The 16,416-nt window shown below is 41.3% G+C and carries 14 protein-coding genes; all 14 read left to right on the top strand.

Annotated elements, in window-relative coordinates; all coding sequences use genetic code 11:
* Positions 1 to 13 precede the first annotated feature (13 nt).
* Positions 14 to 1,147 (top strand): UDP-N-acetylglucosamine 2-epimerase (non-hydrolyzing), encoded by a 1,134-nt coding sequence (gene wecB, locus ELR70_RS22505; protein ID WP_054014795.1) that lies wholly within the window; start codon positions 14 to 16, stop codon positions 1,145 to 1,147.
* A 13-nt stretch (positions 1,148 to 1,160) separates the two neighbouring features.
* Positions 1,161 to 2,429 carry a UDP-N-acetyl-D-mannosamine dehydrogenase gene (wecC, locus tag ELR70_RS22500; protein WP_054014794.1) on the top strand — a complete coding sequence of 423 codons (1,269 nt, stop codon included), beginning with the start codon at positions 1,161 to 1,163 and terminating at the stop codon, positions 2,427 to 2,429.
* Positions 2,426 to 3,490 (top strand): dTDP-glucose 4,6-dehydratase, encoded by a 1,065-nt coding sequence (rfbB, locus tag ELR70_RS22495; protein WP_054014793.1) that lies wholly within the window; start codon positions 2,426 to 2,428, stop codon positions 3,488 to 3,490. Before wecC ends, rfbB begins: the two co-directional genes overlap by 4 nt.
* Positions 3,487 to 4,362 (top strand): glucose-1-phosphate thymidylyltransferase RfbA, encoded by an 876-nt coding sequence (rfbA, locus tag ELR70_RS22490; RefSeq protein ID WP_054014792.1) that lies wholly within the window; start codon positions 3,487 to 3,489, stop codon positions 4,360 to 4,362. The genes rfbB and rfbA overlap by 4 nt, the downstream gene beginning before the upstream one ends.
* Positions 4,359 to 5,399 (top strand): TDP-N-acetylfucosamine:lipid II N-acetylfucosaminyltransferase, encoded by a 1,041-nt coding sequence (locus ELR70_RS22485; protein ID WP_054014791.1) that lies wholly within the window; start codon positions 4,359 to 4,361, stop codon positions 5,397 to 5,399. The genes rfbA and ELR70_RS22485 overlap by 4 nt, the downstream gene beginning before the upstream one ends.
* Complete coding sequence (locus tag ELR70_RS22480) at positions 5,392 to 6,579, top strand: ATP-grasp domain-containing protein (RefSeq protein WP_054014790.1); 1,188 nt, start codon at positions 5,392 to 5,394, stop codon at positions 6,577 to 6,579. Before ELR70_RS22485 ends, ELR70_RS22480 begins: the two co-directional genes overlap by 8 nt.
* 5 nt (positions 6,580 to 6,584) lie before the next feature.
* Positions 6,585 to 7,256, top strand: a complete 672-nt coding sequence (locus tag ELR70_RS22475; RefSeq protein ID WP_054014789.1) for a formyltransferase family protein — start codon at positions 6,585 to 6,587, stop codon at positions 7,254 to 7,256.
* Positions 7,257 to 7,291: 35 nt separating this feature from the next.
* Entirely contained in the window at positions 7,292 to 8,440 is a 1,149-nt protein-coding gene (gene rffA, locus ELR70_RS22470) for a dTDP-4-amino-4,6-dideoxygalactose transaminase (protein WP_054014788.1), read from the top strand.
* A 271-nt stretch (positions 8,441 to 8,711) separates the two neighbouring features.
* Positions 8,712 to 10,115 carry an oligosaccharide flippase family protein gene (locus ELR70_RS22465; RefSeq protein ID WP_054014787.1) on the top strand — a complete coding sequence of 468 codons (1,404 nt, stop codon included), beginning with the start codon at positions 8,712 to 8,714 and terminating at the stop codon, positions 10,113 to 10,115.
* Between the two features lie 14 nt (positions 10,116 to 10,129).
* Positions 10,130 to 11,545, top strand: coding sequence for a hypothetical protein (locus ELR70_RS22460; protein ID WP_128064723.1), 1,416 nt, complete (start codon positions 10,130 to 10,132; stop codon positions 11,543 to 11,545).
* Positions 11,535 to 12,254 carry a WecB/TagA/CpsF family glycosyltransferase gene (locus ELR70_RS22455; RefSeq protein ID WP_054014785.1) on the top strand — a complete coding sequence of 240 codons (720 nt, stop codon included), beginning with the start codon at positions 11,535 to 11,537 and terminating at the stop codon, positions 12,252 to 12,254. The genes ELR70_RS22460 and ELR70_RS22455 overlap by 11 nt, the downstream gene beginning before the upstream one ends.
* Before the next feature lie 593 nt (positions 12,255 to 12,847).
* Positions 12,848 to 14,014, top strand: coding sequence for a nucleotide sugar dehydrogenase (locus ELR70_RS22450; protein WP_054014784.1), 1,167 nt, complete (start codon positions 12,848 to 12,850; stop codon positions 14,012 to 14,014).
* Positions 14,015 to 14,842: 828 nt separating this feature from the next.
* On the top strand, positions 14,843 to 15,964 hold the full coding sequence (locus ELR70_RS22445; protein ID WP_054014783.1) for a polysaccharide export protein: 1,122 nt from the start codon (positions 14,843 to 14,845) through the stop codon (positions 15,962 to 15,964).
* Between the two features lie 11 nt (positions 15,965 to 15,975).
* Entirely contained in the window at positions 15,976 to 16,410 is a 435-nt protein-coding gene (locus ELR70_RS22440; protein ID WP_054014782.1) for a low molecular weight protein-tyrosine-phosphatase, read from the top strand.
* Positions 16,411 to 16,416 lie beyond the last annotated feature (6 nt).

The following is a 16,416-nucleotide window of genomic DNA, read 5'->3' as shown; positions in this document are numbered from 1 at the left end:
TTATCAAGGTATTATGGCAATTAAAATTTTAACTATTTTTGGAACTCGGCCCGAAGCAATAAAAATGGCTCCTCTTGTAAGCTCGTTAGAGCAGGATCCTCGGTTTGAGTCTAAAGTATGCGTCACTGCACAGCATAGAGAAATGCTTGATCAAGTGTTGGGTTTATTCCAGATTACCCCTGATTTTGATTTAAACTTGATGCAGGCAGGCCAAACCTTGCCAGAACTGACATCTAGAATTCTCCTTGAACTTACACCTGTTTTAAAAGAGTTTCGTCCTGATATTGTTGCTGTGCACGGAGATACGGCAACGACTTTTTCGGCTAGTTTAGCTGCATATTATGAGCAAATCCCGGTGGCACATATTGAGGCGGGTTTACGGACTGGTGATATTTATTCGCCATGGCCTGAAGAAGCGAATCGCCGTCTTACTGGCTGTCTTACTCGTTTGCACTTTGCTCCTACTAGCAAATCAAAAAAGAACCTTTTAGATGAAAACTATCCAGCAGATTGTGTCTATGTAACTGGAAATACAGTTATTGATACATTGTTAGATGTAAAGCGAAAAATCGAAAAGGATCTTTCACTTCAAGAAGAGCTTGGCGGCAAGTTCCCATTTTTAGATAAAACAAAAAAGTTGATTCTTGTTACAGGCCATCGGCGTGAGAACTTTGGTTCGGGCTTCGAAAGTATTTGTAGAGCTCTAGCCGCTATCGCGACTGAGTATCCAGATGTTCAAATCGTCTATCCGGTGCATTTGAACCCGAGTGTACAGGAACCAGTCAATAGAACTTTAAATGGTCTAGACAATGTTTACTTGATTGAACCTCAGGAATACTTGCCTTTCGTTTACCTAATGAATGAGGCGTATTTGATATTAACGGATTCAGGAGGAATTCAAGAGGAGGCGCCAAGCCTGGGTAAACCAGTTCTGGTGATGAGAGATACGACTGAGAGACCTGAAGCTGTTGAAGCTGGCACTGTTGAGTTGGTAGGTACCGATTTTGATAGAATTACCGGAGCAGTTTCGAAGTTACTCAATGATACTAACGCATACAAAGATATGAGCTTAGCACATAACCCTTATGGTGATGGCACAGCGAGCAAGCAAATTTGTGATGTGTTAGCAACTTTAAAGAAGATCTAAGTTAGGAGCCAGTATGTCGTTTGAAACTGTTTCTGTCATCGGATTAGGCTATATTGGGTTGCCCACAGCCGCAATGTTCGCATCAAAAAGAAAAAAAGTAATCGGAGTGGATATCAACCAGAAGGCGGTAGATACCATTAATCGTGGTGAGATCCATATTGTTGAACCTGAGTTAGATATTTTGGTTCATGCATCCGTGACGCAAGGGTATTTCCGTGCGTCAACCACAGCTGAACCTGCAGACGCTTTTCTGATAGCTGTCCCTACTCCTTTCAAAGCCGGTGGCTCAGTTATACCGGAGCCTGATCTTGGGTATATTGAAGCAGCAGCTAAGTCTATCGCGCCGGTACTTGAAAAAGGTAACCTTGTAGTTTTAGAGTCAACTTCTCCAGTTGGTGCAACGGAGCAATTGGCGGCTTGGCTTGCTGAGTTGAGGCCAGAGCTTACTTTTCCACAGAGCTCAGGTAGCGATGCTGATATCAAAATTGCATATTGTCCAGAGCGTGTTTTGCCAGGCCACGTTGTGCGAGAACTCGTAGAAAACGACAGAGTGATTGGTGGTATGTCTCCTGAAAGCTCTGCCGCGGCAATCGAGCTCTACAAAACGTTTGTCGAGGGAGAATGCATCATCACAGATAGTCGTACTGCAGAAATGGCCAAATTGACAGAAAACAGTAGCCGTGATGTGCAAATTGCCTTTGCAAATGAACTGTCTTTAATCTGTGATGAAATAGATGTCGATGTTTGGGAGCTAATCAAGCTTGCTAACCGTCATCCGCGAGTAAACATTTTACAGCCAGGTCCAGGTGTTGGTGGGCACTGTATTGCTGTTGATCCTTGGTTTATTATTTCGAAATCACCGGATGCTGCTAAGCTAATACACACGGCTAGGAAGGTAAATGATTCAAAGCCTTTGTGGGTAGTCGACAAAGTAAACCAAGCTGTCGGTGAGTTTTTACAACGACATCCCGAACGTAATGCAAAATCTGTGACTATAGGGTGTTACGGACTGGCATTCAAACCTGACATAGATGACTTGAGAGAAAGTCCAGCAATGCAGATTGTACAAAAGGTGAGAGAAGTTCATGCTGGAAAAATTCTAGTCGTAGAACCTAATGTCGAGTCTGTCCCTACGCAATTGGGAGAAGTAGAACTAGTAGAGCTGGAGGACGCTGTATCTACATGCGACATTCACCTATTGTTAGTTGATCATAAAGAGTTTAAGTCTACTGTAATAGACAAGAGTAAGGTTGTAATCGATACGAAAGGGGTTTGGCTGTGAAGATTATTGTGACAGGTGGAGCCGGATTCATCGGTTCAGCGGTGATTAGACATATCATCGAAAACACAAATGACTCCGTTGTTAATATTGACAAGTTAACCTATGCTGGAAACCTTGAGTCACTGGCTTCTGTCGATACAAATGAACGCTATCAGTTTGAGCAAGTTGATATTTGTGACAGACAGGCGCTTACTCGTGTCTTCGAGGAGACTAAACCAGATGCTATCATGCACCTGGCTGCTGAGTCTCATGTAGATCGTTCAATCGACGATTCAGCGGAGTTTATACAGACCAATCTAGTCGGTACTTTCACCTTACTGGAAGTTGCCAGGCAATACTGGAACACTTTACCAGCACAAGAAAAATCAAGGTTTAAATTTCATCACGTCTCTACCGATGAAGTTTATGGTGATTTAGAAGGGACAGAGGACTTGTTTACAGAGTCGACTCCTTATGCACCTAGCAGTCCTTATTCTGCGAGTAAAGCTGGCTCAGACCACCTAGTTAGAGCTTGGGGAAGAACTTATGGTTTACCAATTTTGCTGACCAACTGTAGTAACAATTACGGACCATATCATTTCCCGGAAAAGTTGATCCCACATGTCATTTTAAATGCACTTCATGGTAAACCGTTACCTGTCTATGGCGATGGTACTCAAGTGCGTGACTGGCTCTATGTTGAAGATCATGCAAGAGCATTGTATACGGTTCTTCTCAATGGTATAGACGGCGAAACTTACAATATTGGCGGTCATAACGAAAGAAAGAACATAGATGTTGTTAAAGTGATCTGTCAGCTACTTGAGGAGCTGGCTCCCAAAAAGCCGGAAAATGTGGCAAGGTACGAAGATCTTATTACATTTGTTAAGGATCGCCCCGGTCACGATGTACGCTATGCAATAGATGCGAGTAAGATTGAGAAAGAGCTAGGGTGGGCCCCTCTCGAGACATTCGAATCAGGCATTCGTAAAACAGTAGAGTGGTATTTAAACAACACAACCTGGTGGCAGCATGTGCTTGACGGTAGTTATCAACAAAGCAAAGGTGTTGAAGATAAATGATTAAGCGTAAAGGTATAATATTGGCTGGCGGAACAGGCTCTCGTCTGTTTCCGATTACTCACGGTATTTCAAAGCAGCTGTTGCCTGTTTATGACAAGCCAATGATTTATTATCCACTCTCTGTGCTGATGCTTGCTGGGATCAAAGAAGTCTTGATCATTACCACACCAGAAGATCTAGAAAGCTTTAAGCGTCTTTTAGGTGACGGTAGTTGTTTCGGAATAGAACTGAGCTATGCCGTGCAACCTAAACCAGAAGGGCTTGCACAGGCTTTTATCATCGGGGAAGAGTTTATTGGCAATGACCCTGTATGCCTAGTGCTTGGCGACAACATTTTTTATGGCCAAGGTTTTACTCCAAAGTTGCATGCAGCGATGTCCCACCAGACAGGCGCTACAGTGTTTGGATATCAAGTGAAGGATCCTAACCGTTTTGGTGTTGTCGAATTTGATAAAGATCGTAATGTGGTGTCAATCGAAGAGAAACCGAGTGTAGCGAAGTCAAACTTCGCGGTCACCGGACTGTATTTCTATGACTCCAATGTTGTAGAGATGGCTAAAAAAGTTAAGCCTTCTGATCGAGGTGAGCTTGAGATAACGACGCTCAACCAAATGTACCTAGAGAAAGGTGAACTCAATGTTGAGCTGTTAGGGCGAGGGTTTGCATGGCTCGATACTGGTACGCATGACAGCCTGCTAGAGGCGGCTCAGTTTGTTGAAACAATCGAAAAACGCCAGGGGTTTAAGATTGCCTGTCTCGAGGAGATTGCATTTTACAATAAGTGGCTGAGCAAAGAACAGATACAGGGCATCGCAGAAAAGTATGGTAAGAACTCTTATGGAGATTATTTGAAGGAAATATCAAATAAATGAAACACCTTCATCTAATGAAGAGCGAAAAGTTTGTACCAGCAGTAATTGAAACGATTAATGATGCTTTTCCGCAAGGAGAGCATCATTTCTTGGTTTTTGAGGGGAGTAAGGATAAAAACTACCCAGCGAATGTTACTCAACTCAGCTCGAGAAACCTAAAACAACTCATCGCAACAGTAAAACATGCTCAAAGGGCCGATAGAGTTTATTTTCATGGTCTATTTGTGCATATTCTGGTTGTGCTGTTTTCACTTATGACAGGCGTGCTTAGAAAGTCTGTCTGGATACTGTGGGGAAATGACCTGTATGCTTATAACGAGAGGAAACTCTCTATTGCGAAAAGATGTTATGAGTATTTTCGTAGCAGGCTAATTAAAAACATCTCGACCATAGCCACGTCTATGGACGGAGAATTTGCACTAGCGAGACAGTGGTATCAAACTCGAGCCCGGCATTATAAGGGGTTTACCTATCCAAGTGTTACAGTTAAGCCTGATTCAATTGCTGTCACAACAAATCCTTCGTCAAGCAATGCAAAAGTTAGAATCTTAGTTGGAAATTCGGCTACCGCCGTTAATAACCATGCTGAGGTGTTGCGTCGCATCAAAGAGCAAGTAACGTTTGACTTTGAAGTTATCTGTCCTCTCAATTACGGAGATTCTGCCTATGGAGATGAGGTGGAGTCTTTGGGGGGAAAGTTATTTGGTGACAGGTTTACCGCATTAAGAAAAATGTTGCCCCTGGACGAATACAATGCACTTCTAGCTTCGATAGATGTTGCTATATTTGATATGAACAGACAGCAAGCGATGGGCAATATCATACAGCTACTTGCTATGGGTAAGGTCGTATGCATGCGCGAAGGCACTTCAAGCTACAACCACTTAACTCAACTTGGAATTAAAATATACTCTAAAGAAAAAGTTTTAAGCAGCCCAGTACTGCCCAATGTTGAAGAAAATGTCGCTATTGTTAGAACCGAATATAGCCAAGCACAGTTACTTAAAAATTTGAACGGTTTATTTTCTGATGAGTGAAAAAATAATGATCTTAGGAGCTGGTGTTTATCAGGTTCCTCTTATCAAAAAGGCAAAAGAGTTAAACTTTACTACCATAGTTGTATCTCCTAATGGTAACTATCCAGGGCTACTGATCGCGGACGAGTGTGTGTTTTGTGATATTAAGGATGAGGTCGAGGTATTAAAGCATGCAAAGCAACATGGTATATCAGGTATAGTTACGACGGGGAGCGATGTGGGCGTGCCTACCATTGGCTACGTTGCAGAGCACTTGGGGTTGAGTGGTATTGGCTATGAAAATGCCAAGGCGTGTACGAACAAAGTAAGTATGAAGCGAAAGCTACTGGATGCTAACGTCAACACAGCCAAGTTTGCTGTTATAGAATCAAAAGCTGACATGCATCAAGCCTTAGAGTCCTTCACATACCCAGTTATGGTCAAAGCGCCAAACCTGTCTGGCAGTCGGGGTATTACTAAAGTATACAGCGTCGATGAGGCGGTGAGTGCCTATGAATTGGCCACAGAAATCAGTAAAAGCAATGAAATTATTGTTGAAGAGTTTCTCGAAGGCGAAGAGGTGGGGGCTGAAGTCATCATCGATCGCAGTGGCAATGCGAAAGTCATTATTCACGATAGAATAAACTTCAGTGGGAAAACCGACGTGCCAATCGGTCATGCCATTCCATCGCAATGCAGTGATATTGTGAAAAAGAACATTGAAGCTGAGCTATTGAAGGCCGTTGAAGCTTTGAATATCACATGCACGGTTTCTAATTCTGATATTATGGTTGTTGGTGATCAGGCTTATATCATTGAAATTGGTGGAAGAATGGGGGCGACGTGTATACCAGAGAACATAGCTTCCTTTTACAATGTGGATATGTACGAGCTGATCATTAATTTGTGTTTAGGTAGAGATATAGACATGAGCTTCTCAGGTTCAGGGAAAGCAAATGTATCTAGACTATTAATTAGTGATAAGGCTGGCGTTATTGAAAGTATAGATATGCCTGATATTAGCTCAAAGGAAAACGTTGAGGCATTTCAACTCGACTACGATGTTTCTGATAGTGTGCGCAAGTTCGCGGTAGGTCCCGACAGAATAGGTCATATTGTTGTTAGTGGTTCCTCTATTGCGGATGCTGGATCAGAGCTCGATAGCTTACTTTCTGATATTAATATCGTTATTCGAGGCTAGTTTGTATGAATAAGGTTATATTCGTCGGTGAAGGTAACTCCCTTAAAGCACAGCTTATTATTGAGCTAACCCATCAAAGCTTGAAAAGTGATTACCAACTGATGTTTTTCTCTTCGTGCTCCGAAGGCTGCGCTGTCGCCGCGGCAAATAACTTGGATATCGAATACCATGTTACTGGAAAAGCAATTTGCCCATCGGAAGTTAAATCTTTCACTGCTGATTGTGATGATTATATCTTGGTGCTTCTAGGGTGGCCTTACATAATAAAGTCTAGAGAAATAAATGCGCTAGATGGAAAGTTAATAAATTGTCACGGTTCCTACTTGCCTGACTATAAGGGATCAAGAGCTTATATGCATTATTGGGCAAATATTGAAGAGTATTATGGTATTACGATTCATTATGTTAGTGAACAAGTCGATGCTGGCAATATCTTGGCACAAAATAAGCTTAAGCTCTTCCCTGAAGAAACACCAAAGATTTTGCACTACAGAATGTGTGAGCTAATAGCAAATGAGTTGCCTAAATCATTAGAAATGGTATTTCTCGGAGATAAAGGTAGGCCACAAACTGGCTCCGGGCGGTATTTCTTAAAACAAGATAAAGAGCTATTTCAAAAAATACGCGAACACAATGAAAAGAACCCTTCTGATAAAGTTCTTACACCATATAGATAAATCTCAATTTTGCCTCAATAAGTAAAGGTCCAATCATGAATAATATTCCGTTTAATAACCCGCCTGTTGTTGGCAATGAAATTGACTACATCAAACAAGCTCTAGGAAATAATAAGTTATGCGGTGATGGACCATACACGAAAAAGTGTCAACAATGGTTTGAAAATGCATTTTCTGTAAAGAAAACACTGCTAACACCTTCTTGTACTCACGCGTTAGAACTGAGTGCGATATTGCTTGATATAAAAGAGGGCGATGAAGTGATCATGCCCAGCTATACCTTTGTGTCAACAGCAAATGCTTTTGTTCTGCGAGGCGCTAAAATCGTGTTTGTTGATGTTCGAAAAGACACGATGAATATTGATGAATCTAAGATCGAAGCTGCCATTACAGAAAAGACCAAAGTAATAGTTCCTGTTCACTATGCTGGCGTTGCTTGTGAGATGGATACAATTATGAGTATCGCGCAAAAGTATAAGCTGTTCGTGGTTGAAGATGCCGCACAAGGGGTGATGAGTACTTACAAAGGGAAGCCTTTAGGAACTATTGGCCACTTAGGTGCATTCTCGTTTCATGAAACCAAGAATTATACGAGTGCAGGAGAAGGTGGTTTGTTATTGATCAACGATGAAACTTTGATTGAGCGAGCAGAGATCATTCGTGAAAAAGGCACCGACCGAAGTCAATTTTTACGAGGACAGGTTGATAAATATTCTTGGGTTGACATAGGCAGCAGCTTATTGATGAATGATATTAGCGCTGCTTATCTATTGGCACAGATGGAAGGCGGTAATGCTCAGTTAATTAACCAAGATCGTTTGAATAGTTGGAAACGATATTATGACGGTCTGGCCGAGGTCGAGAGACAAGGGCATGTGGAACTACCATCAATTCCTGAAGAGTGCGAGCATAATGCCCATATGTTTTACGTAAAGCTAGATTCTCTTGAAACTCGGACACAGCTAATTCAGTTTTTACGCGAATCTAATATTCAAACGGCTTTTCACTATGTGCCACTTCATTCTTCGACAGCAGGTAAAGTGTTTTCAAGATTCAGTGGACAAGACGAGTTTACAACTCTAGAGAGTAATAGGCTGCTTAGGTTACCTCTTTGGTACGGCTTGGATGGGCAAGACATTGAGCATGTATGTAATGAAATAAAGAGGTTTTTTCAGGGCTCCTAACAAAAAGTCTTTTGCTTAAGACCTTTCGGTAAGCTTCATGTTGATTTATTTACTCAATGAAGCTTATTGATGGGAGGCATGCTTTCTTGGACGGAAAGTACCACGGTAAGATGCGGGGCTATCCAAAAGTGCAAACGGATACAGCAGATTTTTATATTCGGCAACCCCGGATGAAAGCTGTCTCCACAAGAAAATATTTATGGATAGGTTAAGCGCCTATCAGAGCTTTTATTTGCTGGACCTTAATATTGGTATATTAGTTTGAGTTATAATGAGTTTTAAGAAAATTTTACATTTCTCACTTGGACCAGTTTTAACTGCTTTAGTGGGGTTAATTACCTTACCTGTTATGTCTTGGCTGTTCTCTAGTGAAGATATAGGCAGATACGCACTTATACAAGTGTTAGTTTCCTTTTCTCTGCTGTTTTTTACACTTGGATTGGATCAGGCTTATGTTCGTGAGTACCATGATGCCAAAGATAGGTCAGCATTTTTAGTTTCATTTAGCCTCCCCGGGCTTATTCTGCTGCTGGTCGCTAGTGCATTAGTTGGTTTCTATTCCAGCGAGTTTATTGAGTTATGGTTTAACTTTGAATGGTATTTTGCTTATATACTTGTTTGCATCATATTGCTCACTAATTACCTAATAAGATTTTTGCAAATTGAATCCAGAATGAGTGAGCGTGCGCTGTTATACTCGGTTGTTCAGGTTTTACCACGATTTTTATTTTTAGTGAGTGTTGTTGCCGCGAGTCTATACGATTTTAATGATTTTAAGTATATCTTGCTTGGCTTTACGGCATCATATGTTATTACGTTTTCCTTTGTTGCATGGAAAGTTATTCCTTCAATTTCTGCTATCAATTTGAGTAACTTTGACAAAATGCTTGTTCAAAAAGTGCTCTCTTATGCATCACCACTTGTTATCTCCAGTTTGGCGTATTGGGGCTTAGTCTCAATTGATAGGTTGTTACTCAAAGAGTATTCGGGTTTAGGAGAATTAGCAAACTACGCCTTAGCAGTAAACCTTGCTGGTGTCGCAATGATTTTTCAGCAAGTTTTTTCCACTATATGGACCCCGTATGTTTACAAGGTTAATTCATATGGAGGGGACACAAGTGTATTTAATACCTTTGTTAAACTAGTAAGAGATGCTGTGGTCATTATTTTCTCTTTAGTGTTGTTATTCAAGCCCCTAGTTAGTTACTTCCTTCCGGATTCGTATGTAAGTGTTCAATATTTACTTTCAAGTTGTATTGTTGCTCCTCTGATGTATATGCTTTCAGAATGTACAAAGGTCGGAATAGGAATAACAAAGAAAACAAAATATTCAGTCGCATCAGCGATTCTAAGCCTAATTGTTGCACTCGGTTTTAATATACTGCTAATACCTCACTTAGGAGCTCCAGGCGCGGCGATAGCCACCATGAGTGCCTTTATGGTGTTTTATGTGCTTAGGAGTGAGTTTTCAAGAAAAGTCTGGAAGCCGGTTTATCAGAGGAGAGATTACTTTGTGATCAGCGCTTTGTTGGTATGCGCTTCAATTGACGCTTTATTGCAAGAAAAAGCTAAACTATGGGTTGGTTTATCTGCAGTCTGCTTGTTACTCTTCGCACTATCTCGTGTCCGAGTACGAGCCAATCAATATCTCGTTATTTTGAGAAAGCCGAAATGAATCAGGATAATTACGTGACGCACCTATTGCGGATACCTTGCCAATACAGCGCTGTATTGCGTGCTTCTTTAATGCTATTAGTGGCTTGTATTTCGGTGCTTCTTATTGCAAGTGAACCTCTGGCATTGTTGGCGTTTGCGATCTTCATGTCAGGAATTTCTTTTTACTCCAGAGCAGCTGCTATTCTCACGTTGACAGTTACTAGCTTATTGTCGGTTTTTTATTGGTTGTATTTAAGCTATGTTTTGAACTTGGACTTTTACATGTCAAGCAGTTATTGGGCAATAATTAAAGCTGCTTTGGTTTTTCCAATTATTATTGCTATTTTAGCGTGTTCTAACTTTAAATTATCGAGCACAGATACTAGCTATAAGTACTTTTTCTTTTTTGTTTTGATTCTTTTGGCTTCCCTGGTAAAGGGACTGAAAACAGATGCATTTGTCTCAGTGGCTTACTTTGTTAATGTCTACTTCCCTTTCTTACTACAGTTTCTTTTGATTTCATGGTGCTGTAGCTACTTACTCAAAGCAAAGCACTGCGCTCAAGTGAGGTATCATGGAAGCCCACTCTTTAAGCTGATAATTGCCGTCGTCTTATTTATTTCGCTATTCTTTATGTCACTTCAGATAGCATTCGATTTTAGTCTGAATGAAGTCTTTCTGGACATTGGAAAAACGTTGGGGCGGGGAGGGGCAGAAGGGAATAACAGAACGATTCTTTTTGGCATGTTTTTTATGCGTTTTCCAGGGGTGTTTGCTGATCCGATATTAGCCGCTTACTCGTTTTTCTTGTTTTTTTCGTATATTTATTATTTTGTTAAAAATCCAGCTCTGAAGCTGTCTGGTTTAGTTATATGTATCTTGCTTGCCGCAGCAACATTAAGTAAGGCCTTTTTCTTTCTATTGGCATGCTTTTTGGCAATTAATATCTGCTTGAGGCTAAAAGTTTCAGGGACTACTAAATATAGGTTGTCTTTGTTCGCTGTTGGTTGTGCTGTTATAATAATTTCCCTTCGAGCATTGCAAAGTGGCGTGACAGATAGCTCTGCAATTCATGTGCAGGGTTTAGTCCTACCGTTTATCACCTTTGACTCTTGGTTGAACTTCTTCATAGGTCATGACCTGGGTACGGGTGGTAATATGGGCGGCTGGGTAAATCAGGGAGCTGAAAGTTTCGTTGGACTCGTTATGTATAATACCGGGATCCTTGGTCTGTTTTTTCTGGTTATGTTTTGTCTCACTATCTTAAAAAAAGCGGTGTTAAGCAAAACTAGAATCGGTTACTTTTTGTTTGCGACAAGTGCGTCAATTTTGTCCGCTTCTTTTCTACAAGAGAACTCGTTCAACTTGAGTTTCTCTGTTCTTAGAATATGTTGCTATGCTCTAGTGCTATACTTTTTAATTGGGGTTTCTAAATCAAATGAACATTAAGTTACTGGAAGTTTTTGGGTTGCAAGTCCACTGCTTTCCAGACATTAAGAACGCTGTTAGTCATATCATGGGTATGAATATAAAAGACAAAGGCATTATATTGACAGCTCTGAACCCTGAAAAGGTACTTAAAGGCCAGGAATCAAAAGAAATCGGCGATATTTTAAAGAAAAGCGATGTCCTTTATGCTGATGGAATGGGCATAGTGAAAGCTGTAAAGTTAAAGCACGGTGAATCGATTAAGCGTGTGCCGGGGTGCGAGCTTTGGGAAGCATTGGTTGCGGAAGCTGGTAAGACTGGCCTGCCCATTTTTTTTGTGGGTGCCTCCAAAGAAGTAAACCAAGCCACAGCAGAGAAAGCAGCTCAGCTTTATGGGGCGAATATTGTAGGACACGAGGATGGCTTTTTCGATAATGAAGATGCGCTTATTGAGAAAATAAAAGCTTCCAAAGCTGAATTCGTATCAGTGGCCTTAGGATCGCCGAAGCAAGAGCAGTTCATGTTTAAATGTAAGGCCAATGGAGTTAAGGCTGTTATGATGGGAGTCGGCGGAACCTACGATGTTTTTACAGGGCATGTCAAAAGAGCCCCACGTATCTTTTGTAATCTCGGTTTAGAATGGCTTTACCGTTTACTGGCCCAACCAAGCAGAATTGGAAGACAAATCAAATTGCTTAAGTTTATCGCTATGCTGTTTAAACAGAAATAAGTCGCTTTCCATTATCCCTGAGGAAAATTGTATGGGGGGGTTTTGATTTATTGTAAACCGCTGACCATCGCACCTCTCGATTCGATGTCTTCATTCATGTCAGGTTTTACTTTACAGGAATGCTGACATCTAATTCGTATCACAATCTATTGTTATTTTTCAGTATTGAATAAAACACGGTACTTGCGGGTTGATGGAATTCACAGATCCAGTTAAATACCAAAGTCAAGAAGTCCATCTGAGAGGCGATTTGAGCAAGTATGGCTAACAAACCTAAATGGGTTTTCCTGGATTGACCTCGCCTCATTAATATCTACAAAGCATGCTTTCAGCTTGTATCAGCTCCTTATACAAATCTTAAACCCAACCCCCAGCGCTCTGCGTAGTTTCAGTGTCATTCTTTGGTATTGAAATAGTCATAAAATAGTCTTCTAAGCGACTTATCCTTTCTACAGCTCATAGCTATAGCTTGAGTTGCTATTAAAAGAGTAATGATTTGATAAACGAGTTCGAAATTTGTTGCCATCGAACAATTCGATAGGACTATTACACATAATTGATATGTAGGCTTATCTCGGGAGATAGAGTTATAGATGAATATCACGATAGTCGGAACTGGTTACGTTGGCTTATCAATCGCCATGCTGCTTGCACAGCATCATGCCGTTATTGCCCTGGATATATCTCCAGAGCGAGTTGAGCTGTTGAACCGACAGTGCTCTCCAATTGTAGATTCTGAAATCTCAGATTTTCTAGAAAATAAGGCCCTAAACTTTAGGGCAACATTAGACAGAAGTTTGGCGTACAGAGACGCAGATTATGTCGTTGTTGCAACTCCTACCGATTATGATCCTGAAACAAATTACTTTAATACAGAGTCCGTTGAGTTGGTGCTTAGTGATATTTTAGCCTTCAATGACAGTGCGACAATCGTTATCAAATCAACTGTGCCTGTTGGTTTCACCGAGCGGATAAAAGAACAGTTTGATACTGAAAACATAATATTTTCCCCGGAATTTTTACGTGAAGGGAGGGCATTGCAAGATAATTTGCACCCTTCTCGTATCATCGTTGGGGAGCATTCTGAACGTGCTCGTGTATTTGCTGAATTGTTATCAGAGGGCGCACGCAAAGCTCAAATTGATGTTCTGTTCACTAATTCGACCGAGGCAGAAGCCATTAAGCTTTTTTCAAATACCTACCTAGCGATGCGGGTTGCTTATTTCAATGAACTTGACACTTATGCAGAAAAGCATCGATTAGATACCAGGCAAATCATTGAAGGTGTGGGGTTAGACCCCAGGATCGGATTGCATTATAACAACCCATCGTTTGGTTACGGCGGTTACTGTTTGCCTAAAGATACTAAGCAGTTGTTGGCAAACTACAAAGATGTGCCTAATAACCTGATTCGTGCCATAGTCGATGCTAATGACACGCGTAAAGAGTTTATTTCTGAGTCTATTCTTAAGCGTCGCCCAAAAGTTGTTGGAATATATAGATTAATAATGAAAGTTGGCTCAGACAACTTTAGATCTTCCGCTATCCTTGGAGTGATACAGAGAATTAAAAGTGAAGGTGTCGAAGTTGTCATCTATGAACCAGTGTTAAAAGAGCGGGAATTTTTTCAATCAGGAGTGATTAGCTGTTTGGCTGAGTTTAAACGCTTATCGGATGTGATTGTTACGAATCGGATGGTGACAGAGCTGGATGATGTTGTTGATAAGGTTTATACGCGGGATTTGTTTGGTAGTGACTAAAGAGCTAGGCTTAGTCTTGAAATGTGTTTGCAGTTACTTTAGATAGTGACTGGGAGAAAGGAGAAATCTGAACTAGAATCCAGGTCGTGGAGAGCAACATTGACACGATAAGATTGATAGCCTGTTACTGCCTGGTGTCTGATTTATACAAAGCTAGATTCGTGTTGCAAAATCGGTATAATGACGTACTAGGTATTTTGGGTTCCTCCCTTGAGGAGTCGATGCATGGAACGCTACTTTTGCTCTGTTATGTTTCTACTAACGAAGTAAAAAACAGAGAGTGTGATCTAGCTTCCTACCTAACGCATTATTTTGTGAAAAGTACTGACAGGGCTTTGACCATGTTCAGCGTGATTTCATAGAACCCTACATTTGTATAGTTATCGCATTAACAAAAGTGTACACATCCAGCATAGGTTTGCGATAGTCGTCCGTCTGGTGTGTCATAGCAACAAAACTAAGTGATTTAACTATTGTTATTTTTAAAATAATGTATGAATTTGAACTATAAATAATTCTTTATGCCTATTTATTTTTGGTTCAGAGGGTGTAGGTTACAAGCTACGTTGGAAATTGTCTTGGTGGCAGTAAAATGGGGAGACGCCACACTAATGAAGCCTGAATACCAACCTTATCGAAGATATGTACGCAAAGCCCGTTTAAGGGGTATGGTGCAAGAGGTTACCTTGACTGGGTGCCGCTTGTTGGTACTTTGGTTTAGGCTGATTTGTCACTTGCGATTAACATTAGTGCGTGCTTTAATTGCTGCTGCGAAATACTACACCATTAAAACTGAAAGAAAAAAACGATATATTTTGGGAAAAAATAATGGCGCTAAGCTGTAAAACTATCATTGCTTCTACTGTATTTCTTGCAATGACTGGCTGCTCGATCATTCCCGGCGGTCATTTCGAAGGAATCACTTCAAGTGAACAAGCTACTAGCTTGCAGAACGATCTTGAGAAAATAAACATTCATTTGATTGATGCTCAACTCATCAAGGAATCTAAGCTAAATCAGCCTCAGAAGACATTAGGTCCAAGCGGCTCTGTTGTCGGTGTCGATGTATCAGATTTCGAATATCGATTGGGAGTCGGTGATGTGCTTACGATTGGTGTGTGGGACCATCCGGAGTTAACTATCCCCGCAGCAGTTCAAAGAACAGCTGAATTTGACGGCTTCCGTGTTCAGGCAGATGGTACTGTCACCTTTGCATACGCCCCAAAAATACCAGCTGCTGGAAGGACGGTGACTGAACTTCGACAGGACCTTGTCAGCCGGTTAAGCCGTGTCATTGAGGACCCTCAGATCGATGTGAAGGTTGTCGGGTTTAAAAGCCAGAAAGTTTATATCACTGGTGAAGTCAACAAACCCAACGTCCAGCCAATCACCGAGACTCCGCTTACACTTGTCGATGCGATAAATCAAGCCGGAGGCCTAACTGAGCTAGCTGACTGGAAAACTGTGACCTTCATCAGGGGAGAAAAAGTGGAGCGTATTCGCCTGGATGAGTTTTATGGCAAAGGTGATATTTCGCAGAATCGCTTGTTAAAGCATGGCGATATAGTTCATGTTAGCCGGAATGATAAGCAAAACGTCTATGTGCTGGGTGATGTCATTAAAGCTGGAAAGGTTGATATAAACAGATATGGTCTTAACCTGGCTGAAGCCCTCAGCGAAGTGGGTGGTATAAATGAACGTAGCGCCAACGCAAATGGCGTGTTTGTGCTGCGTAAACGCGATTTACAGAAAGATGGCGTAATTGCAGATGTATATCAATTGCACGCAAAGAATATTACGTCGTTAGTACTCGCAGAGCAGTTCGAGCTGGAACCACAAGACATTGTTTATGTAACAAGTGCACCTCTTGCTCGCTGGAATAAAGTTATCAGTCTCTTGCTGCCCTCACTTGCAACGGTGGATGCGCTTCAAGATATCGACAATCAATAGTGTGAAAGTTCATGTTTGATAGTGTTTTAATGGTATGTGCAGGCAATATATGTCGTAGCCCCACTGCCGAATATCTTCTCAAAAGCAAACTTAAAGATCCTTCAATACAGGTATCATCGGCTGGTTTGACAGCGTTGGTGGATAAGCCAGCTGACCCGCTGGCTCAGGAGTTAGCAGCTCAAAATGGTGTTGACATGTCTGCGCATAAAGGGCAGCAAATCAGCACATCGCTGGTCGCTCAAAACAGTGTCATATTAGTGATGGAGCAGCGCCACTTAGAAGATCTTTGCTCCCGATATCCGCAAGCGCGAGGAAAAACATTCCTACTGGGCAAATGGCTAGGAGATAAAGAAATACCAGATCCATACCGTCAAAGTCGAGAAGCTTTCGAGCATGTATACGACTTAATCGATAGCGCGTGTGGCGCTTGGCAGAAGTATTTATAAGGATGA

It is taken from the genome of Pseudoalteromonas sp. R3 (genome assembly GCF_004014715.1).
GTDB lineage: Bacteria > Pseudomonadota > Gammaproteobacteria > Enterobacterales > Alteromonadaceae > Pseudoalteromonas.
The sequence above is the reverse complement of the archived record's forward strand: the minus strand, read 5'-3'. Positions and strand labels throughout refer to the sequence as shown.

What these genes read in the sequence shown, in the direction of transcription:
- wecB (WP_054014795.1), top strand. Translation starts at nt 14, where the DNA reads ATGGCAATTAAAATTTTAACTATTTTTGGAACTCGGCCCGAAGCAATA.
- wecC (WP_054014794.1), top strand. Translation starts at nt 1,161, where the DNA reads ATGTCGTTTGAAACTGTTTCTGTCATCGGATTAGGCTATATTGGGTTG.
- rfbA (WP_054014792.1), top strand. Translation starts at nt 3,487, where the DNA reads ATGATTAAGCGTAAAGGTATAATATTGGCTGGCGGAACAGGCTCTCGT.
- ELR70_RS22485 (WP_054014791.1), top strand. Translation starts at nt 4,359, where the DNA reads ATGAAACACCTTCATCTAATGAAGAGCGAAAAGTTTGTACCAGCAGTA.
- ELR70_RS22480 (WP_054014790.1), top strand. Translation starts at nt 5,392, where the DNA reads ATGAGTGAAAAAATAATGATCTTAGGAGCTGGTGTTTATCAGGTTCCT.
- ELR70_RS22475 (WP_054014789.1), top strand. Translation starts at nt 6,585, where the DNA reads ATGAATAAGGTTATATTCGTCGGTGAAGGTAACTCCCTTAAAGCACAG.
- rffA (WP_054014788.1), top strand. Translation starts at nt 7,292, where the DNA reads ATGAATAATATTCCGTTTAATAACCCGCCTGTTGTTGGCAATGAAATT.
- ELR70_RS22465 (WP_054014787.1), top strand. Translation starts at nt 8,712, where the DNA reads ATGAGTTTTAAGAAAATTTTACATTTCTCACTTGGACCAGTTTTAACT.
- ELR70_RS22455 (WP_054014785.1), top strand. Translation starts at nt 11,535, where the DNA reads ATGAACATTAAGTTACTGGAAGTTTTTGGGTTGCAAGTCCACTGCTTT.
- ELR70_RS22450 (WP_054014784.1), top strand. Translation starts at nt 12,848, where the DNA reads ATGAATATCACGATAGTCGGAACTGGTTACGTTGGCTTATCAATCGCC.
- ELR70_RS22445 (WP_054014783.1), top strand. Translation starts at nt 14,843, where the DNA reads ATGGCGCTAAGCTGTAAAACTATCATTGCTTCTACTGTATTTCTTGCA.
- ELR70_RS22440 (WP_054014782.1), top strand. Translation starts at nt 15,976, where the DNA reads ATGTTTGATAGTGTTTTAATGGTATGTGCAGGCAATATATGTCGTAGC.